General features: G+C 62.1%; 20 protein-coding genes. 13 read left to right on the forward strand and 7 right to left on the reverse strand.

Translation table 11 applies throughout. The features are described 5' to 3' along the window. Positions 1 to 467: 467 nt before the first annotated feature. Positions 468 to 2,660, forward strand: a complete 2,193-nt coding sequence (locus NCR93_RS25535) for a hybrid sensor histidine kinase/response regulator (protein ID WP_175981632.1) — start codon at positions 468 to 470, stop codon at positions 2,658 to 2,660. A gap of 85 nt (positions 2,661 to 2,745) precedes the next feature. On the opposite strand, the gene catA is transcribed toward NCR93_RS25535, so the two are convergent. Together catA and NCR93_RS25545 are read right to left on the reverse strand one after the other, a co-directional pair. Further along, complete coding sequence (gene catA, locus NCR93_RS25540) at positions 2,746 to 3,681, reverse strand: catechol 1,2-dioxygenase (RefSeq protein ID WP_175981631.1); 936 nt, start codon at positions 3,679 to 3,681, stop codon at positions 2,746 to 2,748. Between the two features lie 180 nt (positions 3,682 to 3,861). Beyond that, entirely contained in the window at positions 3,862 to 5,064 is a 1,203-nt protein-coding gene (locus tag NCR93_RS25545; RefSeq protein ID WP_175981629.1) for a porin, read from the reverse strand. A 343-nt stretch (positions 5,065 to 5,407) separates the two neighbouring features. Here NCR93_RS25545 and NCR93_RS25550 point away from each other — a divergent pair, with 343 nt between their 5' ends. From NCR93_RS25550 to NCR93_RS25580, 7 genes are all read left to right on the forward strand, one after another. Then, positions 5,408 to 6,760 (forward strand): MFS transporter, encoded by a 1,353-nt coding sequence (locus tag NCR93_RS25550; protein ID WP_175981704.1) that lies wholly within the window; start codon positions 5,408 to 5,410, stop codon positions 6,758 to 6,760. Between the two features lie 32 nt (positions 6,761 to 6,792). Continuing rightward, a complete protein-coding gene (locus NCR93_RS25555) occupies positions 6,793 to 7,983 on the forward strand; it encodes an acyl-CoA dehydrogenase family protein (protein WP_175981627.1) in 1,191 nt (396 codons plus the stop codon). A gap of 28 nt (positions 7,984 to 8,011) precedes the next feature. Beyond that, positions 8,012 to 8,530 carry a flavin reductase gene (locus NCR93_RS25560; protein ID WP_175981625.1) on the forward strand — a complete coding sequence of 173 codons (519 nt, stop codon included), beginning with the start codon at positions 8,012 to 8,014 and terminating at the stop codon, positions 8,528 to 8,530. 2 nt (positions 8,531 to 8,532) lie between these two features. Further along, on the forward strand, positions 8,533 to 9,207 hold the full coding sequence (locus tag NCR93_RS25565; protein ID WP_175981623.1) for an ethyl tert-butyl ether degradation protein EthD: 675 nt from the start codon (positions 8,533 to 8,535) through the stop codon (positions 9,205 to 9,207). A gap of 44 nt (positions 9,208 to 9,251) precedes the next feature. Then, positions 9,252 to 10,172 carry a LysR family transcriptional regulator gene (locus tag NCR93_RS25570; RefSeq protein WP_033535823.1) on the forward strand — a complete coding sequence of 307 codons (921 nt, stop codon included), beginning with the start codon at positions 9,252 to 9,254 and terminating at the stop codon, positions 10,170 to 10,172. Between the two features lie 129 nt (positions 10,173 to 10,301). Continuing rightward, positions 10,302 to 11,612: an MFS transporter gene (locus NCR93_RS25575; protein WP_175981621.1), complete on the forward strand. Its 1,311-nt coding sequence runs from the start codon at positions 10,302 to 10,304 to the stop codon at positions 11,610 to 11,612. Positions 11,613 to 11,706: 94 nt separating this feature from the next. After that, a complete protein-coding gene (locus NCR93_RS25580) occupies positions 11,707 to 12,675 on the forward strand; it encodes a PDR/VanB family oxidoreductase (protein WP_008346721.1) in 969 nt (322 codons plus the stop codon). Positions 12,676 to 12,681: 6 nt separating this feature from the next. Here the strand turns inward: NCR93_RS25580 and NCR93_RS25585 are convergent, their stop codons facing one another. Beyond that, on the reverse strand, positions 12,682 to 13,602 hold the full coding sequence (locus NCR93_RS25585) for a LysR family transcriptional regulator (RefSeq protein ID WP_008346723.1): 921 nt from the start codon (positions 13,600 to 13,602) through the stop codon (positions 12,682 to 12,684). A 168-nt stretch (positions 13,603 to 13,770) separates the two neighbouring features. Between NCR93_RS25585 and NCR93_RS25590 the strand changes: the two genes are divergently transcribed. The 5 genes from NCR93_RS25590 to NCR93_RS25610 all read left to right on the forward strand — a co-directional run bounded on the left by NCR93_RS25590 (position 13,771) and on the right by NCR93_RS25610 (position 17,673). Beyond that, positions 13,771 to 15,054, forward strand: coding sequence for an aromatic ring-hydroxylating oxygenase subunit alpha (locus NCR93_RS25590; protein WP_008346725.1), 1,284 nt, complete (start codon positions 13,771 to 13,773; stop codon positions 15,052 to 15,054). Continuing rightward, a complete protein-coding gene (locus NCR93_RS25595; protein WP_175981619.1) occupies positions 15,051 to 15,551 on the forward strand; it encodes an aromatic-ring-hydroxylating dioxygenase subunit beta in 501 nt (166 codons plus the stop codon). The genes NCR93_RS25590 and NCR93_RS25595 overlap by 4 nt, the downstream gene beginning before the upstream one ends. A 78-nt stretch (positions 15,552 to 15,629) precedes the next feature. After that, on the forward strand, positions 15,630 to 16,004 hold the full coding sequence (locus NCR93_RS25600; RefSeq protein ID WP_175981617.1) for a tautomerase family protein: 375 nt from the start codon (positions 15,630 to 15,632) through the stop codon (positions 16,002 to 16,004). A 14-nt stretch (positions 16,005 to 16,018) separates the two neighbouring features. Then, on the forward strand, positions 16,019 to 16,534 hold the full coding sequence (locus tag NCR93_RS25605) for a nuclear transport factor 2 family protein (RefSeq protein WP_175981615.1): 516 nt from the start codon (positions 16,019 to 16,021) through the stop codon (positions 16,532 to 16,534). Continuing rightward, positions 16,531 to 17,673 (forward strand): amidase, encoded by a 1,143-nt coding sequence (locus NCR93_RS25610; RefSeq protein ID WP_175981613.1) that lies wholly within the window; start codon positions 16,531 to 16,533, stop codon positions 17,671 to 17,673. Before NCR93_RS25605 ends, NCR93_RS25610 begins: the two co-directional genes overlap by 4 nt. A gap of 23 nt (positions 17,674 to 17,696) precedes the next feature. Here the strand turns inward: NCR93_RS25610 and NCR93_RS25615 are convergent, their stop codons facing one another. The 4 genes from NCR93_RS25615 to NCR93_RS25630 all read right to left on the reverse strand — a co-directional run bounded on the left by NCR93_RS25615 (position 17,697) and on the right by NCR93_RS25630 (position 21,610). Continuing rightward, the gene (locus NCR93_RS25615) at positions 17,697 to 19,271 is read right to left on the reverse strand and encodes a sensor histidine kinase (RefSeq protein WP_008346732.1); all 1,575 of its coding nucleotides are present in this window, start codon (positions 19,269 to 19,271) and stop codon (positions 17,697 to 17,699) included. A 37-nt stretch (positions 19,272 to 19,308) separates the two neighbouring features. Further along, the gene (locus NCR93_RS25620) at positions 19,309 to 19,689 is read right to left on the reverse strand and encodes a response regulator (protein ID WP_008346733.1); all 381 of its coding nucleotides are present in this window, start codon (positions 19,687 to 19,689) and stop codon (positions 19,309 to 19,311) included. 81 nt (positions 19,690 to 19,770) lie between these two features. Next, positions 19,771 to 20,157 carry a response regulator gene (locus NCR93_RS25625; protein WP_008346734.1) on the reverse strand — a complete coding sequence of 129 codons (387 nt, stop codon included), beginning with the start codon at positions 20,155 to 20,157 and terminating at the stop codon, positions 19,771 to 19,773. 13 nt (positions 20,158 to 20,170) lie between these two features. Then, positions 20,171 to 21,610 (reverse strand): ATPase domain-containing protein, encoded by a 1,440-nt coding sequence (locus tag NCR93_RS25630; protein WP_175981611.1) that lies wholly within the window; start codon positions 21,608 to 21,610, stop codon positions 20,171 to 20,173. Positions 21,611 to 21,673 lie beyond the last annotated feature (63 nt).

Consider the following 21,673-nt stretch of genomic DNA (forward strand, 5'->3'; position numbering starts at 1 on the left):
CCTCTCTCGGCATGTCCCCCGGAACTCGATTCCAAGGGCTCGATACCGGCTCACTGTGATACGTCATGCCCGACGTGGCGGCACCGTGAGATCCGCCGCTGCCATTTCCACCGTTGCCATTTCCACCTGCAACTGCCGAGCTTGCAGCTAACAACGTCGCGATGGAAACCGACAACGCAAGGGTTCTACGGACATCGAGTTGGTGAAGCATGGGAGTTCTCCAATCTTGTTCAGATTCAAGTAAGTTTTACGGCGTCGGCCACAAATCTACCGACGTATCAGTCAATACGAACGCTCGCCAAACACAGACGCACGGCTTCAAGAAAATCGTGCGAGCAAACAAAAGAATCCATGACGCCGTATCTATCCGGCCCTTAAACACGTCGACGACCGCCGCGCCAACGGTAAGTTTGACGTCGTACGAACATCTGAATAGACTTCGCCTTCGCGCCCCGCCCCGAAGTCCCATGATTGCCCATCAGGAAACATCTGTCCCGGACAGCACTGCGCTCGATATCCCCGTTCCGCCACGCGACTTTGGCGTGACCCGGCGCATGCTGCTCGCCGTGCTTGCAGCATCAATCATCACACCATTGCTTTTTCTCGCCACGTACGGTTATTTCGGTTTTCAAACCAGAATCGCGGATTCGACTGAAGGAATCGACAGACTCTCGCGAGTTGCCGAGGAGCAGGCCGTAAAAGTCCTCGACGTGAATCAGGAGGTATCGCTTCGAATAATGGCCTTTCTCGGTGACGACGGGGATGTCCCACTTCGCGCGCGACAGCAATCTGTTCATCGCTTTCTGAGGCAAACCGCCGAGCGGGTGCCATCGGTTTTCTCGATTGCTGTCTTTGGCCGGAAAGGAAATTTGCTTGCCAGCAGCAGCACCTATCCGGTCGGCCTTCAATCGATTGGAGACCGCTCGGATATCTGGTCTGCACGCCATGCCGCTTCTGCGGCAGTTGGCATGCTGCGGCCCGAACAAATATCCGACCCGGCTCGGGACGTTTTCGATGTGACGTTCCCTCGATACGACTCGAGTGGCCAGTATCTCGGTGTCTTGGCCATATCCCTTCGACGCGATTATTTCTCGTCGTTCTACGACCGGCTGACCGCACATGACCGGGCTTTGACGGTCGGGCTTTTCCGAAGCGACGGTACTACGCTCGTTCGATTTCCCGAGCCAAAAGCGCGACGCGCACCGACAAGCAGTCAACCCTTGCTGGAAGCTATTCAGGCTAATCGGCAAAGCGGACGTCTCAGGGGTTTCTCGACGCTCGACGGCGTCGAGAAGCTCCTGGTGTATCGAGAGGTCGGCTCATACCCGCTTTACGTGACCTCCGGAATCCCGGTCTCGACGGTTACATACAGATGGTTGCGACACGACGGTCTTATCGCCATCGCGACGCTGGTTCCATGCGTAGGCATCTGGTTTCTGGTCGTGTTCAGTTTGAGCCGTCTGAAACGTGAACGAACGGCGTGGGACAGATGGAAAGCCGAGTTCGGGATGCGCGTTTCCGCGGAAGCAACAAGCCGTCAGATGAAGCGTATGGGCGCACTCGGCAATCTCGTGGCAAACGTCGCGCATGACTTCAACAATCTCCTCATGGTGGTCAAGGCGAACATGGAACTGGCCCGTCGCAAGCACTTCAACGGACTGGAGAAAGAAGTCATCGCAGTGGAACGGGCTTCCGCTTCGGCGGAGGTCCTGGCAAGGCGGCTACTCAGCGTCGCTCGCAAGCAACCGCTGCGTGAGGAGTTCGTGGATGTCAAAGATTGGCTCGAACGGGAAGCCTCTCTGATTCAGATGTCGCTCAATGAGCGCATCCGCTTTCACATCAGGTCTTCTGACGAAATCTGGCCAATCTACGTTGACCAAACCGAACTTCAATCGGCGCTGATAAACCTTGCGGTGAATGCCAGGGATGCAATGCCCGGCGGCGGCGACTTTACCATTCGCACCAGGAACATCACGCTCGATACTTCGAAAGGAAGCCTGAAGCCCGGTGACTATGTTGTCATCGCTTGTTCCGATACCGGCGTCGGCATGCCGGCATCAGTGATGCAACGCGCATTCGAGCCGCTTTTTACGACCAAAGCCGCGAACGCTGGCACGGGGCTCGGCCTTGCGCAGGTCATCGCGATGTGCGAGCAGGCGCGAGGAACAGCACGCATCGAGAGCGAGGAAGGTAAAGGAACGACCGTGTCGCTCATTCTTCCCCGTGGCTCCGGGCAGGCCGAAGCCAAAGCGACGACCGTGTCTCCCTCACCACCCGTAACGGTGACGGAGGCGACCAAGGGTTCCATTTTGCTGGTCGAAGACAACGAAGAAGTGGCCGCGGGACTTTCGGCCGTACTGGAGGTGTTCGGCTGGCAATCCCGACACGAACTCACCGGAGATGCAGCGCTAGGTCTGCTGGAGGACGGCGCGAAGTTCGATCTCATTCTCTCCGACATTCAAATGCCTGGGCTCAACAACGGAATCGATGTTGCGGAAAAAGTGCGGCGGAAATGGCCGAAGCAGGCTATTGCGCTGATGACCGGCTATGCCGATGAGTTCGAACGAGCAAAAAACGCCGGTGTAACGATTCTTTCCAAGCCCTTCAACATCGACGACCTTCAGGCTTTGCTGCAGAGCGTAGCACCCGCGATCAGGTGATTCGTCACTCTCGCCCATCGCCGCCAACGCGATGAACATCGTCGCTGCCGCAGCAAATGGAAGCGGAGTCAGCCGCTTCGCCGACTTAAGCCGTCACCGCCGTGCGCTGACGACTGACAAGCTGATTGTCCTTGCCTTCGACGAGGCGAGTCAGCGCGATATCGAACTGAATTTCCTTGTAAGCGTCCGCCTTTAGACCGAGCGCAAAGCCGCCCTTCTTTTCGACGACATGAGGAATCAATTCCTCGCGCGTGGCATACGCGAAGTCATCCCAAATGAGCGGATCGCCCTCGATGTTGATCTGCGTGGTCAGCTTGCGGAAGTTATCGCTCGTCACGAAGAAATGAACGTGTGCAGGACGATTGCCATGCCGTGCAAGCGCGTTCAGCAATTCTTGCGTCGAACCGTGAGGCGGGCATCCATAGCCTACGGGCATGAGCGTGCGGAACTCGTACTTGCCGTCTTGTCCTGTTCTCACCGCGCCACGCAAGTTGAAGTCACTCTGTGCGCCGGTCGGATCGAAATGCGAGTAGAAGCCTTTGGAGTTTGCATGCCAGCACTCCACGACGGCATCCGCGACAGGCTTGCCGTCGGGACCGGTTACGGTGCCGCGAATGACAAGCGGCCCGGCGTCATCGTCCGGATTGAGGTCGATCTTCGCCACACCATCGCGCAACGGTGCGCCCGCCACATACAGCGGACCTTCGATGGTGCGCGGTGTGCCGCCGTGAATGTCCGCGTGACGGTCCTGCGCATCCATGCGAATGTCGAGAAACTTCTCGAGACCGAGACCCGCCGCGAGCAAGGCCGCTTCCCCGTCGCGACCGAGCCGGTTGAAGTAGTTCACGCCTGCCCAGATTTCATCGGGCGTCATATCGAGGTCGTCGATGGCCTTGAACAGGTCGCTTAGCAGCCGATGCGTGATCTGCTTCGCACGTGCATTGCCGTTATCGCTGCCGAGATTGGCGGCGGCCGAAAGCAGGCCCTGAACTTCCTTCGTATCGAATACTTTGACGCTCACGATGTTGTCTCCATAGGTATGGGGGGGTACGACACAGGTCTTCCGTTCCGCGGTACCACGCGCGGACTCACGCGTCGTCTCGACGACAAATTAGGCCGCACCCGCATATCCGTCAAATAGATCAAATGTGGTTGATGCCATCCGTGAAATGGATGACATCCCGGCGCGAATCGGCTGGCTTCAAAACTTGTGGCGGATGCCCACGCGGACCGTGCTTTGACGATCGCTCGTCGACGGCGTGAGGTTGTTGATCGCCGCAACCGCCGCTGTGCCGGTGGAATCGATGCCGGATGCCTTCTGGTACACGCCGATCAGATAGACATCGGTGCGCTTAGACAGGAAGTAATCGGCGCCGAGCGCGCCTTGGTAATACTTGGCGCCGGGATTGTTGCCGGTGGCCGAATCGACGTCGCCGCCCTTCGTGTAGTCGAATGCCGCGCCGAGCAGGAGCGCCGGCGTGAGCTGATACCTGAAGTTGACTTCGACGTTATTGAAGTTCGCATTGCCGGAATAGCCGCGCGGATTGGGACCGGAGTTCGCGGTATCGCCGAGGTTCTTGAACTGCACGTTGGAATACGTTGCACCCACCGTGGCCGCGCCGAATGCATAAGCAGCGCCCGCCGCGACCACCTGATAGGTACGAGCCGATGCATAGCCGCTATAGACGGGCGAAGAGATAAAGTTCGCGCTCGCAGCGGGCGGCGTGCTTGCGCCGTTGTCGCCGAAGAAGCCGACGTTCGGATTGCGCGCGTTCAGGTAACCGACGCCCAACGTCAGCGGGCCGTTCGCATAGCCCGCACCGAGCGACCACAATTGGTTGCGCGAGACCGCACCCGCGACGCCGCCCAGACTGTAGACGCCGCCGAAGGTAACGCCGTAGTAAGCCTTACTGACGAACTTGATCGCGTTGTTCACGCGATACGCGTTGTTGAGGTTATCCAGATCGCCTGGATGCGCGCCGATATATCCCGCCCACTGGGTACCGGACTCGAACGGGCCCACATAATCCACGACCGAATCGTATTGCCGCCCGAGCAACACGGCGCCGTAAGCACTGGACAAGCCCACGTACGCCTGCCGGCCGAACATCAGACCTTGCGTGCTGCCGCGATTCTTCTGCGCAAGCGAGCCGTTATTCAGGTCGAAGCCGTTCTCGAGTACGAACAGCGCAGCAAGCCCGCCGCCAAGCTCTTCCCTGCCTCTCAATCCCCAGCGGCTGGCCTGCATGACGCCGCTCGACAGGTTGTAGAGATTGTGGCCGCCGGCGTTCGATGTCCAGTTGAAGCCATCGTCGACGATGCCGTACAGCGTCACCGCGCTTTGTGCGTGCGCCGTGCCTGCAACTGCAAGCAGCGCCAGAGAAGTTCCCAAGGCGAGTTTCATACGTGCGTGTTCCATGCGAGTCGTTCTGTTGATTGACGCAATGAAGGCTCATTGCGGTGATGAATGCGATGCGCCACGCAGTCTGCGGCCGCTCGTTTCACGCGGCAAATAAGCCAAAAGCATGACCGGCGATAAGCGCGATCGATATGTCATGCGAGGCAAGGGCTATTCCGTACGACATGCAACGGCACATGCACCAGATTCATGTCGCGCATTTTTGTCTCGAATTTGACCGCGATTATCGAGGCTCATATCGTGGGCCCATCGCATCGCATCGATACGACTCGCACCGCTTCTTGAGCATCAGGGAAGCGGGAACCATCACCTCATGTCTTCCCCAACCATGAACCCTGAAGCTCTGAATTCCGACCTGAGCGCGCTCGCTCAAACCCGATCGGCTCGTCGCCCAAGCAACGTGCGCCGTGCAGTCACGACGGCAGTGCTCGGCCAGATCCTCGAGTGGTATGACTTCTTTCTGTACGGCACCGCCGCCGCGCTCGTCTTCGGCAAGCTGTTCTTTCCGGTCGGCACCGATCCGCTCACGGGCACCATCGCCGCATTCGGCGGCTTCACGGTCGGCTTCATCGCGCGACCCATCGGCGGCGTGCTATGCGGACATATCGGCGACCGTTACGGCCGCAAGGTCGTGATGATGCTGACCCTTCTCACGATGGGCACCGCCACGGTCCTGATGGGCGTTTTGCCGACCTATCAGCAGGTCGGCATTGCGGCGCCCGTGATGCTCGTTCTGTTGCGCATTCTTCAGGGACTGGCCGCCGGCGGCGAATGGAGCGGCAGTATCCTGCTGATCCACGAGAACGCGCCGCAATCGAAGCGCGGCGCGCTCGCGGCGTGGAGCCCGTGTGGCGCGGCACTCGGCTTCGTCCTGTCCACCGGTGCGTTCCTGCTGGTGCAGAACTTGCCGGCGGGCGACTTTCAGAGCTGGGGATGGCGCCTTCCGTTTCTCGCGAGCGCCGCACTCGTTCTTCTCGGCTTGTGGATGCGCCGCTCCGTCGGAGAAAGTGCCGCATTCGCCGAAGTCAAGGCGACGCGCCACGAAAGCCGGATGCCTGTCATCGAAGTGCTGCGCCAATGTCCGCGCGAAGTGCTGACCGTGTTCGGCCTGCGCTTCGGCGAGGGCGCGGCGTCCTACCTCTTCTTCGCATTTTCGATCGCCTACGGGCAGTTTCTGGGCATCAGGTCGAGTTGGGTTCTGAGCGGCCTGTGCATTTCGATGCTGCTGATGATCCCCGTTTCGCTCTTCTTCGGCTGGGTGACCGACAAGGTCGGACGCAAGCCGGTGTATCTCGCCGGCGCAATCGCCATCGTACTGGTCGCGTGGCCGTACTTCGCGCTGCTCGGCTCGGGCGAGTACTGGAAGGTGGTTGCGGCGCTCGTCCTCGCGAACAGCATCACGCTCGGCATTCTCGAAGGCGCGCAACCCGCGTTCATCAGCGAGATGTTGCCGGTGCACCTGCGTTTCTCGGGACTCGGCATTGGGCGGGAAGTCTCTTCCGTACTCGGCGGCGGCCTCTCGCCGATGATCGCCACCGCGTTGCTCGCCCACTATCACAGCGCCGTGCCGGTCGCCATTTATCTGGGCGTACTCGGCCTGATCACCGTCGTCGCCACGCTGCTCGCACGCGAGACGTATCCCAAAGCGATGCGCGCCGCTGCACGCCGTCAGCCCGAATGACATCGACACACATCGACCGAGAGGTATCACCTATGCAAGCCCTTCGAAGCGAAGCCATCATCGATACGCAAAACGACTATCCCGAGTACGCCGGACCGCTGCACCTCGATACGCTGATCGAGGAAGTCGAGCGCCGCCGCGACGAGTTCGACGCCCTGTCCCACGTGCCGCGCGATATGGTCGGCAAGATGAAGCGCGCGGGGATTTTCCGCGCGAGCACGCCCAAACGTTTCGGCGGCGATGCGCTGCCGCCCGCGCGCTTCCTCGAGATGCTCGAACGTATCGCGATCGCGGACGGATCGGCCGCCTGGGTCGCGGCGTTCGGCTCCGCGAACACGTACCTGGCTTCACTGTCTGTGGAGACCCAGGCGCGAATCTATGCGGCCGGTCCCGATCAGGTCTTCGCGGGCGGCTTGTATCCGCTGCAAAAGGCCGAGCGCGCGCCTGGCGGATTCCTCGTGTCGGGACAGTGGCGCTTTGCGAGCGGCTGCAAGGGCGCGGACTGGATCGGCGTGGGAATCGGCGGGGCGCCGGCCGGCACCGACGACAAGAACGCCGGCAAGCCTTTTACTGCGGTTTTCCCGGCGAGCGAAGTGGAGATCGTCGATAACTGGAACGTGGTCGGCATGCAGGGCACGGGCAGCCATGATCTGCGCCTGAAGGACAAATACGTCGAGGAACAATGGACCTTCGTGCGCGGCGGCACGCCGCTGATCGATGAACCGCTGTACCGGTATCCCGCCGTCGCGTATCAGGCGCAGGTGCATGCGGCAGTGAACATCGGCCTGGCGCGCGCGGCGCTCGACCTGCTGGCGGGGATGTCCGGCGTGACGAAAACCACGACCGGTGCGCCGCGTCTCGCCGATCGCGCCTACTATCGTTCCGGGCTCGCGCAGGCGGAAGCACAACTGCGCAGCGCGCGGGCGTTCTTCTTCGAGTGCGCGGAAGCATCGTGGCGCACGGTGCTCTCGGGCGACCCGGTGTTGCCTGCCGAAGCAAACTTGCTGCGTCTGTCGGCGACGCACGCCGCCCACACCTGCGCCGATATCGTGATGCAGGCGTACAAGATGGCGGGCATCGGCGCGATCTATCGCGAGAACCGGATGCAGCGTCTGGTACGCGATTCGATCGTCGTCACGCAACACGCCTTTCTCGGCGAAGGCAATTACGACGCATCGGGCGCGATCTTCGTCGGCATTGCGCCCGTTACGCCGTATCCCTGAACCCGCGAATCCTGAAAGGACATCTGCCATGACACACGATCAAGCGCGCACACAGTTTCGCAACGCGATGGCCTCGCTCGGCGCCGCCGTCAACGTCATTACCACCGACGGCCCGCACGGACGCTGCGGTATCACGGCAAGCGCCGTGTGCTCGGTGACCGATACGCCACCCACGATGCTCGTCTGCATCAATCAGTCGAGTTACGTTCACGATGTGCTGCTCGGTAACGGCCGGGCGTGCATCAACGTGCTGGGCGCGCACGCGCAGGAACTGGCGCGCGTGTTCGCGGGCATGGACGGAGGCTCGATGGACGAACGCTTTGCGCGCTGCGGTTCGCGGCCTGGCGCATTGCAACTTCCCGTGCTCGACGATGCAATCGCGAGTCTCGAAGGCCGTATCGTCGACAGCAAGCAGGTCGGTTCGCATTCAGTGCTTTTCGTACAGGTAGAACACATCGGCTCGCGCGAAGACGGCGATGGGCTTGTGTACTTCGGCCGGCAGTTTCATCGGCTCGCGCGCGCGGCTGCTTCCTGCGAGGCGGCGTAAGCATGCAAATCTGCCTGTTTCTGATCGATGCGGGCGGGCAGCGCCCGCTGGTCGATATTGCGCCATTGCAGCGCATCGACGGCTTGCGCAGTCTGGTCGTGCACGAGCCGATGGCGCAACACGTCGATCCGCGCATTCCGCCCGCGGCCGATGCGCCATCGTGCGTGCTTCAACTGTATTTCGATGAACTCGCCGCGCTCGAAGCTGCCGCGAGACTCGATGGCCCGATCCATCGCGCGCTTCGAGAACCTTTGATCGCCGGGCGCTTCATGCAGCAAGTCATGGCCGTGCGCGCGCTGGCCTCGCACGCGCCATCCACCCAAGCGCGCATTCAGCGCTGCACCTATCTCGTCGCGTACGAAGGGCCGGCCGAGGACTTCGACACATGGCTCGCGCATTACCTGCGGCATCACGCGCCGTTGATGTCCACCTTGCCGCGATTGCGCGAGCTGGAGATCTACACGCGCATCGATTGCACCATCGGCCTGCCTTGCACGCGCGCGAATGCGATGCAGCGCAACAAGGTCGTCTTCGACGATGCGTCCGCGCTCGCCGACGCACTCGCCTCGCCGGTGCGCGAATCGATGCGGCGCGATTTCCATACCTTGCCGCCCTATCGCGGAGCCACGCCGCATTTTGCAATGCACAGCACATACGGTAATCTCGCCACACATTGATGGCCGCATGGCGCGACCAGCGCTCGTTCGTGAGTCAACCGTGTATGACGAAGCTCAACTCCGGTATCGCCGATCTCAATCTGCTGCGCGTGTTCCTCGCCATCTGGGATTTGCGCAGCCTGACCGCCGCCGGCGAACGTCTCGAACTGACGCAGCCCGCGGTCAGTCATGCGCTACGGCGCTTGCGCACGATCTTCGGTGATCCGCTTTTCGTGCGCACGCCCGCCGGCATGGTGCCGACCGATGCCGCGCATCGGCTGTATCCGCCGCTCGCGCAGGCGTTGTCGATCATCAACGAGGCGGTCCAGCAACTCGCCAGCTTCGATCCCGCGACCGCCCGGCGCGTGTTTCGCATTTCGATGTCGGACATGTCGGAATTCTTTTTTCTGCCGCCGCTCGTCGCGCTGCTCGACCGCGAGGCGCGCGGCATTCGAATCGAAGCGGTCAATGTTCCGGTGGAATCCGTAAGCAGCGCCATGCGCGCCGGAGAAATCGATCTTGCGCTCGGCTATGTACCGGGTCTCGACGCGGGATGCGTGAGCGAGACGCTATTCGTCGACGAGCATGTATGCGTCGTGCGCGCCAATCATCCGTTACGCAAGTCGCGGCCGACACGCGACGACCTGACCGCCTTGCGCTACGTCTACGCGAGCACCAACGCGACGGGCCATCGCATGGTCGAGCAATGGCTCGACGAGCTGAATTTCAAGCGCGATGTCGCGGTCCGGCTGCCGCATTTCGTCGTGGCGCCCGAAATCGTGATGAACACGGACCTTGCCGTGCTCTTCCCCAAGAGCATCGCGCTGCGCTTCAATCGTAGTAAGGCCTTTCGCATTCTGCCATTGCCTTTTGCGCTGCCGCCCATCGAGATTCAGGTGCACTCGCACACGCAATTCACGAGCGATCCGGGCGTAGCGTGGCTGCGCAATACGATCCATTCGATGTTTCGCCAGCCCGACGCGTGACGCTCATTTGCTGCGCTGATATCACGCGTTCTTTTCGGCGAATTTGACCGGGGTGAGTGTCGCCACGACACTGTTTGTCATGCGAAGCCTCAAGAAGGCTGCAGCCCTTCTCATTCAATGCGAGCAGACATGGCAACAGTTCATACCTCGACCGCCGAAACCAGCGCAGCAATGCCGGATCGCACGCTCAGACGTATCGTCATTGCGTCGGTCGCGGGCAACGCGATGGAGTGGTACGACTTCTTCGTGTACGGAACGGCGGCCGCACTCGTGTTCGGCAGTTTGTTTTTTCCGGCCAATGCGGACCCGCTGATCGGCACGCTCGGCGCGTTCGCGGCATTCGCGATGGGCTTCGTCGCACGGCCGCTCGGCGGTATCGTGTTCGGCCATATCGGCGACCGTTATGGACGGCGCGCGTCGCTCGTCTGGACATTGCTCATCATGGGCTTCGCGACGTTCGGCATCGGCCTGTTGCCGACTTACGATCACGTCGGTCTGTGGGCGCCTGTTGCGCTCGTCGCACTTCGCCTGCTGCAAGGCATCGCGTCCGGCGGCGAATGGGGCGGCGGCGTACTGATGATCAGCGAGAACGCGCCGCCTGAAAAGCGCGGCTATTACGCGGCGTGGAGTCAGCTCGGCGTCGGCGGCGGTTTCGTTCTTTCCTCGGCGGCGTTTCTCGCGGTGCAGGCCTTGCCGCACGATCAGTTCATCTCGTGGGGATGGCGCCTGCCGTTTCTCGCGAGCATCGTGATCTTCGCGCTCGGCGTCTACATTCGTCATAGCCTGCCTGAGAGTCGCGACTTCGCGAACGCGGAAGAAGCGGGCAAGACGTCGCATATGCCGGTGCTCGAAGCGATCAAGCGTCATCCGAAGGAAATACTGATGGCGATGGGCCTGCGCGTCGCGGAGAACGGCGGCGCGTACATTTTTCTCGCGTTTTCGCTGGTGTACGGGAAGTTCATCGGCATTCCGAATTCGACGATGCTCACCGGCGTCATGCTCGCGATGGTCGTCGAAATGATCGCGATGCTGCTGTGGGGCAAGCTCTCCGATCGCATCGGACGCAAGCCCGTGTATATGATCGGCGCCGCATCGCTCGCGGCGATGGCCTTCCCGTTCTTCTGGCTGCTGGACACGCATTCGACACCGCTCATCTGGCTTGCGCTGGTGCTTGGCACGGCCGTCTGTCACGGCGCGATGATCGGCACCTTGCCTGCGCTCGTCGGCGAATTGTTCAGCACGGAAGTGCGCTACTCGGGCGTTGCGCTCGGGCATGAAGTGGCTTCGATTTTCGCTGGCGGTCTGTCGCCGCTCCTCGCGACCGCGTTGCTTTCGCACTATCACGCGTCCTGGCCCGTCGCGGTGTTTCTCATCGCGCTCAGTCTCGTGACGGTCGTCACGCTGCGCTTCACGCACGAAACGCGTCATCAGTCACATTGATGCGATACACGATTTTTAGCCTATTTTTCTTATTCGGCGTGCGGCTCTAAGATCGATGCATGGTTGTGGGAAACACATCGAAAGGAAGGCGATCATGCAAGCTCAAACCGTGAAAGTCCGAGTCGACGCGTTGCGCGAGGAAGCGCACGGCGTGCGCTCGTTCAGCGTCTCGCGAATCGACGGCGCGCCCTTCGAACCCTATGAGCCCGGCGCGCATATCGATGTGACCGGCCCCTCGGGTGTCACGCGTCAGTACTCGCTCTGCGGCGATCCGGCATGTCTCCGGACGCAGATCTTCGCGGTCAAGAAGGAAGCGCAATCGCGCGGCGGTTCACGCTCGCTTCACGAGGAAGTGACCGTGGGCTCCGAGCTTTCCGTCGGCGCGCCGCGCAGTCTGTTCCAGCTTCACGCGGCCGCAAGCGAGCACATTCTGATCGGCGCGGGCATCGGCATCACGCCCTTGCTGTCGATGGCTTATCGGCTCGTCGCGAGCAATGCGCGCTTCACGCTGCATTACTTCGCGCGCAGCGAGGCGCATGCGGCATTCATGACCTTGCTGACGCGTGCCCCGTTCAACGCGTACGTGAAGCTGCATTTCGGCGTCGAGCGGCACGAGCAGCGCGACAAGCTCGACGAATGTATCCGCGATGCCGGTCCGAACGCACACGTCTACACATGCGGGCCGAGCGCCTTCATGGATGCCGTGGTGGAGACGGCGCAAGCTCGCCTGCCCGCGGACGCGATCCATCTGGAACGCTTCAAAGCCGAGCCGATTGCCACGGCCGAAGCCTCGTTGGACAGCTTCGAGGTGCAACTCGCAAGCAGCGGACAAACGGTTCGCGTGGACAAGAGCACGTCGATCGTCGATGCGCTCGCCTCCATCGGCATAGAAGTCGATACCTCGTGCGGCGAAGGCGTTTGCGGTACGTGCATGGTCGATGTCGTGAGCGGCGAGCCCGAGCATCGCGATCACTGTTTGAGCAAAGCGGAACGCGCGAGCAACAGCGTGATTTGCTGCTGCGTGTCGCGTTCCCGTTCGCCCGTGCTGGTGCTCGATCTCTGAGCGAAATCACATCGTCTTGAAGCTCGCGAGGGTGTCGGTCATCAGGGCGCGCATCCACGCGTTGCCTTCGTCGTCGTGAAAGTGTTCGTGCCAGTGCATCGTCACGGCCACTCTCGGCAACGGTACAGGCAGCGCGTAAATGTTGAACGCCTCGCCTCTGTTGAGGATATGCGCGAGCTTTTCCGGCAGCGTGGCGAACAGATCCGTTGCAGCCAGCACGCCGGGCACCGCCACGAAATGCGGCAACGCCAGCGCGATATTGCGTCCGACGCCTCGTCCGCGCAGCGCATCGTCGAGCGCGTCATGGCTGTGTTCGAGCGAGCGAACCTGAACGTGCGACGCGGCAAGGAACTGCGCGAGCTTCAGCTTGGTGCCTTCGGGCAGATCGTCGCGCTTGCGGGTCATGCATACATACGACTCCTCGAAGAGCACGCAATGGCGCGTGCGCGGCAATAGCGACGGCAAGTTGCCGATCGCGAAATCCAGCCGGCTCGCGCGCAACGCTTCTTCGATTTCTTCGACCGGCAACGGCTCGACCACCAGCTTCGCGCGCGGCGCGGCATCGTGCAACGCGGCGCAGATCGCCGGCAGATACGCCATCTCCCCCGCATCCGAGAGCGACAGGCGAAAGGTACGCGTGCTCGTCGCCGGATCGAAACGCTCGGCGTAACGCAACGCCTGCCGCACGGTGTCGAGCGCGCGCCCGACGATCTCGGCCAATTCCAGCGCGACGGGCGTGGGCTGCATGCCCGTGCGCGTGCGGATGAATAGCGCGTCGTCGAACAAGGTGCGTAATCGCCCGAGCGAATAGCTGACCGCCGGTTGAGAGAGCGCGAGACGCTCGCCTGCGCGCGTCAGGCTGCGCTCTTCCACGATAGCCTGGAAAACGCGCAGCAGATTCAGATCGATATGGTCGATGGATGTCATGACGGGCCGTCCGAGATATAGGCCGCACTGATTGAACGACCTGTTTTTAATCGATTTGACGCATGATCCTCGAAAAGCGAGACTGATGTCAACGAGAGGATTTGCCGAGCGCCCAGCCAAGCTCGCGTCAGTCGTTCGATCAGCCACTCAACTTCTCCGAGGAATACGATGAGTACGCCGACCTATCAGACCATCGACACCAGCGCGCTCGCCAGGCGCGCGGAGTCCGATCGCATTGCGCCTTCGCTTTACTACGATCCGGAGTTGTTCGAGGCCGAACTCGAACGCATCTTCTACAAGACGTGGGTGTGGGTTGCGCATGACAGCGAGTTGCCGAAGCCCGGCGACTTCGTGACGACGACCATCGGCCGTCAGCCGGTCATCGTCGTGCGCGACAAGACCGGAACCGTGAACGTGTTGCAGAACCGTTGCCGTCATCGGGGCGCGACCGTCTGCGAAGAGCACAAGGGCAACGCCAAGGGTTTCACATGCCCGTATCACAGCTGGTCCTATGCGCTCGACGGCACGCTGCGCGCCCTGCCCTACGGCGATGGTTATGAAGGCGTGTGCGAGAAAGGCGATCTGCCACTCAAGAAGCTGCGCGTGGGCGTTTATCAAGGGCTGATTTTTGCGAGCTTCGATGAATCGATCGAACCGCTCGAGGACTTCCTCGGCGGCGCCAAACCGTGGATCGATCTTTTCATGAAGCAGGGCGCGGGCTACCCCATCAAGGCGAATGGCGAGCACAAGTTCAGGTTCAAGGGCAACTGGAAGATCCAGCTCGAGAACACGACGGACCTGTATCACTTTCCCGTCGTCCATAAGTCATGGATGAAGTCCATCGACGATGAAACGGCCGCCGTCATCACGAGCTTCATGACGAGCGACAAGGCGTTCTGCCGATCGCTCGGCAATGGTCACAGCCTTGCCGTGCTGATGCCGGAATTCGTCGATCTCGATCAGGACGACGGCGCGCCGCTGCCCGAACGTTTCAATGAACTCGCCGCGCAACTCGCAGAGAAACACACGCCAGAAGAAGTGCGCCGCATCGTGCGTTCGCTGATGGGCGTCGGCTTCAACCTCAATCTGTTTCCAAACCTCGCGCTTTCGATGGCGTTCTTCCGCGTGCTGCGCCCGATTTCCGCGGTGGAAACGGAAATCCGCCATGTCGCGCTGGGAATGGACGGCGGCCCCGAGGAAGCCAATCGCGCGCGCTTGCGCATGCACGAGCACTTCCAGGGCCCGTTGGGCTTCGGCAGCCCTGACGACGCCGAAGCGTGGGAGCGCGTGCAGCGCGGCTCATACGCCGGCCCTGACGTACCTATCCTCGTGAACCGCGGCCTCAACCGCGAAACGACCGCACCGAACGGTGAGAAGACCGCGCATTCGACCGACGAAACCGGCATGCGCGAAGCCTACAGACAATGGCGCGCGATGATGGAGCAAGCATGATGGACGAACGCAACGCACTCTTCACGGACCAGACCTTGGCGCGCGCGATCGCATTCATCTGGCGGGAAGCGGAACTGCTCGACCGCCGGGACTATCGCGCCTGGCTGGATCTGTGGGACCCGAAAGGCCATTACGTCGTGCCGATCGATCCGCGGACGACCGACTACGCGTCCACGCTCAACTACGCATACGATGACCATCACATGCGCGAGTTGCGCGTGCAGCGCATGACGTCCGGCTTTTCGGCGTCGGCCTCCGATGCGGCGCGCACGGTACGCACGGTGTCGCGCTTCACGCTCTCTGGCGACAGCGCGGACCTCGTCGAGGTCAAGTCCTCGCAGATCGTGATTGCCTACAAGCGCGGTCTGTCCACGATCTTTGCTGCCGACCTGACGCACAAGATCGATATGTCGAGCGGCGAGCCGCGTCTGTCGGAGAAGGTGATCCGCCTGATCGACTCGACCGAGGCGCTGAGCGCCATCGGCTTTCTGCTTTGAAGTCATGCGCGCGTCGTGTCGATGTCGGTCGTCCGGCATTGCCTTCAGCGATGCGCGCGCTATCCATTCGCTACGTTCATGCCAACACTCGAAGTCTATTTGCCTCAAGGTCACGCCGACGAACGCAAGGCATCGCTCATTCAAGGGCTCACGCAAGCGACCGTCGACGCGATCGGTGCGCCGGCCGAATCCGTGCGCATTCTGCTGTCGGAGTTGCCCGCATCCGACAGCGGCCTCGGCGGCAAAGTCAGCGCGGCGGGATTGCCCGTCATCATCGCGATCCTGATTGCTGGCCGCACGCAGACGCAGAAAGAAGCGCTGATCGCGCATCTGTCGGAGACCGGCGCTTCCGTGCTGAATGTGCCCTTGCAGTCCACGCGCGTGTTGATCAAAGACATCCCGAATACCGATTTCGGCTTGGGCGGAAAGACCGCTCGCGCCTTGGGCCGATAAGAATACGTGAAGCCATGACGGACAAAATCATCGAGAGCCTGCAGGCGCGCTTGCGCGTGCTCGAAGCGCAGAACGCGGTGCGCAAGACCATCGCCCGATACATGGCGCTCTGCGATGTGCCGGCACGCGCGCTCGAAGGTGAATCGCTGACGGCACTCTTCAGCGATGACGCCGTGTGGGAAGGCATCGGTCCACAGTACGCGGACAAGTTCGGCCGCTTGGCGGGGCCGAACGCTATCGTCGCGATGCTGCAACGCTACCTGCCGCCCACGCCGCACTTCGCGACCAACGTCCACTTCCTGACGAGCGAGCATATCGAAGTACAAGGCGATACGGCGAAGGGCCGCTGGATCATGTTGCAGGCATCCGGATATGTCGATGCACACGCCGAGCTCATCTCGGCGCGGCTCGATGTGGATTTCACTCCGTCGCCTCACGATGAAGACGTTTGGCTGATTCGCCACTTCCGCACCGAACGCCTTTTCGACGCGCCCTGGCAACTCAACCCCGCGCAAGGAGTCCGTGCATGAGCGCCTTTTTGCAGCAATTCGATCTCGCGACGCATGCCGCCGCCGATGCACCGACGATCGCGATCAAGGACAGTATCGACATAGCCGGCTATCCGACGACCGCGGCCAGCCGCGCACTCGCCGATGCGCCGCCCGCACCGCGCCACGCGCAAGTCGTGCAGCGGCTGCTCGATGCGGGCTGGCGCATTACAGGCAAGGCGAACATGCACGAACTGGCGTTCGGCATGACAGGCCTCAACGACTTCAGCGGCACGCCCGTCAATCCCCAAGATCCGGCGCGCATTCCCGGCGGATCGTCGAGCGGCTCGGCATCGGCGGTGGGGCTCGGGCTCGTCGATGCCGCCCTCGGCACCGATACCGGCGGCTCCGTGCGTTGCCCCGCGGCATGCTGCGGCGTGATCGGCCTGAAGCCGACTTTCGGGCGCGTGTCGCGTGAAGGTATCGCGCCGCGCCAGACGTCGCTCGACTGTGTCGGCCCGTTTGCACGGGCGATGAACACGGTCATCGACGTAATGCTCGCAATCGATCCGTCATTTCAGGGCGGCCGTGCGCGCCGCGACGTGACAGCGATACGCGTCGCGTTGCCCGATGTGCAAGCCGAAGGTCGGATCCGCGACGCGGTGGCGAGCGCGGTCGCGCGCAGCGGACTCGCGTCGCGCGCCGTGCAGCTCGAATCCATTCAGGATGCGTTCACGGCCGGTCTCGCCGTCATCAACGCCGAGACTTGGCGCGCGTTCGGTCATCTCGTCGGCAGCGGAAAGCTTGGCCCGGATATCCTGGCGCGGTTGAGCGCCGCCGCGAACACGCCGGTATCCGAGCTCGATGCAGCCGAGCGCATACGTCGCGACTTCACGGACGAGGTCGATCGCGTGCTGGCGGACGCCGACGTCCTCATTCTTCCGACCATGCCATCGCTGCCGATCACGATCGAGGCCGCGCGCGCGGGCACTCCGGTGATCGCAATGTCGTCGCTTATCCGGCCTTTCAACCTGAGCGGACATCCGGCGCTTACGTTACCGGTTCCGGTTGAAGGGGCGTCGCTCAAGGCGGGATTGCAGATTGTCGGCCGCAAAGGCGATGACGAGACGGTGTGCGCGGTGGCCGCATACATCGAAGCGATGCTCGCTCCGCATGCGTAACGAGCCGACGAGCCGTGCGCCTCTCAACGCAAGTTCGAGTCGAGCGGCAGACGCACGGTGAAAGTCGCGCCCTGCCCGCGTCCGGCGCTCGCAACATCGACCGTTCCGCCGTGCAGGCTCAGGATGTTCTTGACGAGCCACAGTCCGAGCCCCAGGCCGCCGACGCGTCCGCTCGACTGCGGCGCGATCTGCTGAAAGCGGTCGAAGACGTCCGGCAGCGCATCGGGTGCAATGCCGCGCCCCGTGTCCTGAACGGTCAGCACCGCCTGGCCGTCCGATGTGCTCACGGAAATGGACACGCTGCCCGCGTCCGTGAATTTCACCGCGTTCGTGAGCAGATTCCAGACGACTTGCTCGAGGCGGCTTTCATCCGCCATGACGATGCACGGCTCGACGTGCGGCGTCTGCAATCGCAGGCCCTTGTGCTCCGCGGTCTTGCGGATGTCTTCGACGACGTTGAGCGCGAGCGCACCGATATCCACCGGCTGCAGATGAACCGAGAGCTTGCCGGTAACGACCGCGCCGCTATCGAGCAGATCGTCGACCATATGCGACAGCTGGCGGCCGTTGCGGCGGATCGCTTCGCCCGCCCGCGCGACGTGTGAAGGATCGGCGACGACCTGCAGCAGTTCCGCCCACGAGACGATCGCGTTCAAAGGCGAGCGCAACTCGTGACTGACGGCCGCGATGAAATGATCCATTGTCTTGGCGAGCGCTTCGCTGCGCTCGCGCCCCGAACGTTCCTCGCCGGCCGTCGCGGACAGCTCGAGCTCACGTTCCTTGCGCGACGTGATGTCGAGCGTGAAGCCCATCACCGACTGCATGGTGCCGTCGTCCGCGAACTGCCCTGTGCCGCGAATCAGGACCCAGCGCCGGCCACGCGCTCCATCGATGCATCGTTCGCACTCGAAGCTTCGTTTGGCTTGCAGCGCCTGCCAGTGCTCCGCAACCGGATCGGGCTGCTCGATGAACAGCTTTTGCCGATCCAGCCCGGCGATGTCCGGCAAGCCGAGATCTTCGACGCATTGTTCGCTGCAATGCACCGCGCCCGTTCCGACGTCGAGCTCCCACGCGCCCACGCCAGCGAAAGCCAACGCCCGTTCGAACCGAACGCGATGATCGTGCAGGCGCTGCTCGGCTTCTCTCGCAAGAATCTGCCGGAGCCGCGCGTGCGAGCGCAGTCGCGCTTTCTCTCGCCGTTCCGTGCGCGTCGCCAGCGTGTGCATCGTGACGTCATCGAAGCGCAGCAGGATGAGCGGCGGTTCATCGGCGGTCGCGGGAAGATGCGAGACGTGGATCTGCCAGTACCGCGACGGCTGTTCGTGCGTGGCGGCGCGATCCGGCGTGTCCAGGCTGAAAGCGGGCGAGAGGCGGCGCTGACCCGGGTGCAGATTCGCCACGAGCGCGCGGATCAGATGTTCGCATTGCCCCAAAGCCGCTTCGGTCTCGCCGAACATCGCAAGCCATGCCCGGTTCGCGAACACGACTCTCAGGCCCGGATCGAGCATGAGATACGGCTCGATCAAGCGGTCGAAGATCGCCCGGTCGGCCGTGCCGACAGCGCTCGCTTCCGCCGAACGGGAAGTCGAGTCGGTCATCGGAAGAGCCGTGGTGATGTTGCCAGAGGACGCTTCGTCACGATCGATCCTCTCCTTGTCCAAATCCCTGCGTGAGTTCGGCAACGGTCTTCAGGAACTGGTCCATCGAGGCCGGTTTTCTGAGCAAGGCGTTCCAGAGAACGATGCCGCTTGGCCGAGCCACATGGGCGGACGTATGCAGCACGATGGGAATCGCCGCCCATTCCGGCCGCTCGCGAACGGCCCGGCACAATGCCTCTCCGTCCATGCCGGGCATCATCAGGTCTGTGATGAGCAGGTCGGGCACCGAGCGTTGCATCGCGGCAATGGCCTCTCGTCCATCGCGCGCGCGCTCCACCTCGTAGCCGGAATATTCGAGCGCGAAGCTCCACGCTTCGAGCAGATCAGGTTCGTCATCAACGAGAAGGACACGCGTCATGGACCGCTCACAGCCATACAAAAACGGTTGGAATCCCGGCGCGGGACTGAGTCAAATCCTCAGTATCCTGCTTGTTCGTCACTACGGCTGGCCGCGCAATCCGGCGCCGCCTCTTTCAACATGCAATGTCACCAGTTCGATCAGACGATACGGCGGATAAGGCTTTTGCAGTATTGCCGCGAACAACGCCCGATCGGCCGGATCGATCGCGTGCGGGGCGGCGCTGCACAGGACGATCGGAATCCGCCGGAAGTCATCGTCGCCGCTGAGCGCTCGCGCAAGGTCCACGCCTGAACTGACGGGCATCATGAAATCCGTCACCACGAGCGACGGTCTGATGCGCTGGATCGTCTGCAACCCGTCCGCGCCGTTCGAAGCAGCATGCACGACGTGCCCCAAGTCCTGCAGCAGGAACTTCAGGAAATCGGTAACGAGAGGTTCATCGTCCACGACGACAAGATTAGCCATGCGCGCAGCCTGGCTATCGTCCGCTCGCGTCGTCGCCCATTGCGCCTCGCGCCGTGGACATCGTTCCCGTGACGTGCAGCCCATCGCCGAGTCCGGAAATCTGCACTTCCGCGGTCGATGTATCGAAGAGGCTGTCGCGCACCTTGAGCACCGTGATGCTGCGTCGCAAAGGACCACCCGCCGCCTGATGGCGCATCTCGATCACATTGTCGATCTGCGACAGGATTTCCGGCGATGGATTGGTGCGCCACGGCCCCGACAGCTCCTTCGTTTCCCAGGTGCACACCGTCGTCACGCCGATCGCGCGCAGCTCGTTGCTCAACGCGGCGAAGAATTCGACCATGCGATGCGGATCGACGGTCGCGCGTTCGAAACCGGCGAGGCCGTCGATGAACAGACGTTCTGCGCGCGTCGTGCGAACCGCGTCGAGCAGCTCGTAGGCGAGCTTGTCGAGAAGATTTTCGGTGAGCGGGCGCCACAACATGCACAGCGCCTTCTTTTCGACGAGCGTTTGCAGATCGAGACCCAGTGCCTTCGCTTTCGCGTACAGCCGCTCCGGCGTTTCATAGAAACCGAAATGCACGGCAGGCCGCTCGACGGTCGCGCAGTTGAGATAGCCGATTCCGAAGGTCGTCTTGCCGCTGCCGGCTGGCCCCACCACGACGGACATCGAGGCGGCAGGCAAACCGCCGCCGAGCCGTTCGTCGAGCCCGCCCGTACCCGTGGCGACCTTCGTCAACCCGACGGTCTCTTGCGTGGACGGTCGAGCGAGAGCGGCTTCGAGGCGAGGGAATACGGCGATGCCGCGCTCCGAAATTTCATAGAGATGCAAGCCGCTCAGCGCACGGCTGCCGCGCGATTTCGCAACGCGAATGTGCCGTACGGTGCGCGACCCGAACAGGTTCTCCTCGAGGTGCAGCACGCCATCGACCATCGTGTGTTCGGGACTGGATTCGTCGATCCGGGCACTGGTCAGGAAGAGAACCGTGCAACCGGTGAACGCAGCATGACCTTGCAATTCCGCGACGAAGGTCTTGATGTCCAGATTGGTTTCGCTGCTTTCGCGGGCATTGAGCAATCCGTCGAGCACGAGAATGCTGGCCTGCGTGCGCGCGAGCTCGGAGCGCAGCAATGCGACCAGCGCATCGAATCCCTTCTCGCGAAGCGTGCGAAAAAGACTGAGGTAAGTCAGATCCTTGCCGAGGCGGCTCGCATCGTAGAAACTCAGCGCCGATAGCGACTGGAACAGCCGGTCGTGCGATTCCGCGAGCAGCGTGATGTAGAGAACCTTGTGTCCCTGACGGGCTTGCGCAAAGGCAATCTGATTGGCGAGGATGGTTTTTCCCGCTCCCGGCCGTCCCTGCACGATATAAGACGAGCCCGCTATCAGTCCGCCGTCGCAGATATCGTCAAGTCCCGGAACTTCGCTGCGTAGCCGCGCGAGTTTGTCCATTGCGTCGATCCATTATGTTGGGTGGCAAGCCGGGCATCGCTACCCATTTGCCGCCGCCGTTCC

Origin of the sequence: Caballeronia sp. ATUFL_F1_KS39, assembly GCF_023630985.1 — a bacterium.
Classification (GTDB): Bacteria; Pseudomonadota; Gammaproteobacteria; order Burkholderiales; family Burkholderiaceae; genus Caballeronia; species Caballeronia zhejiangensis.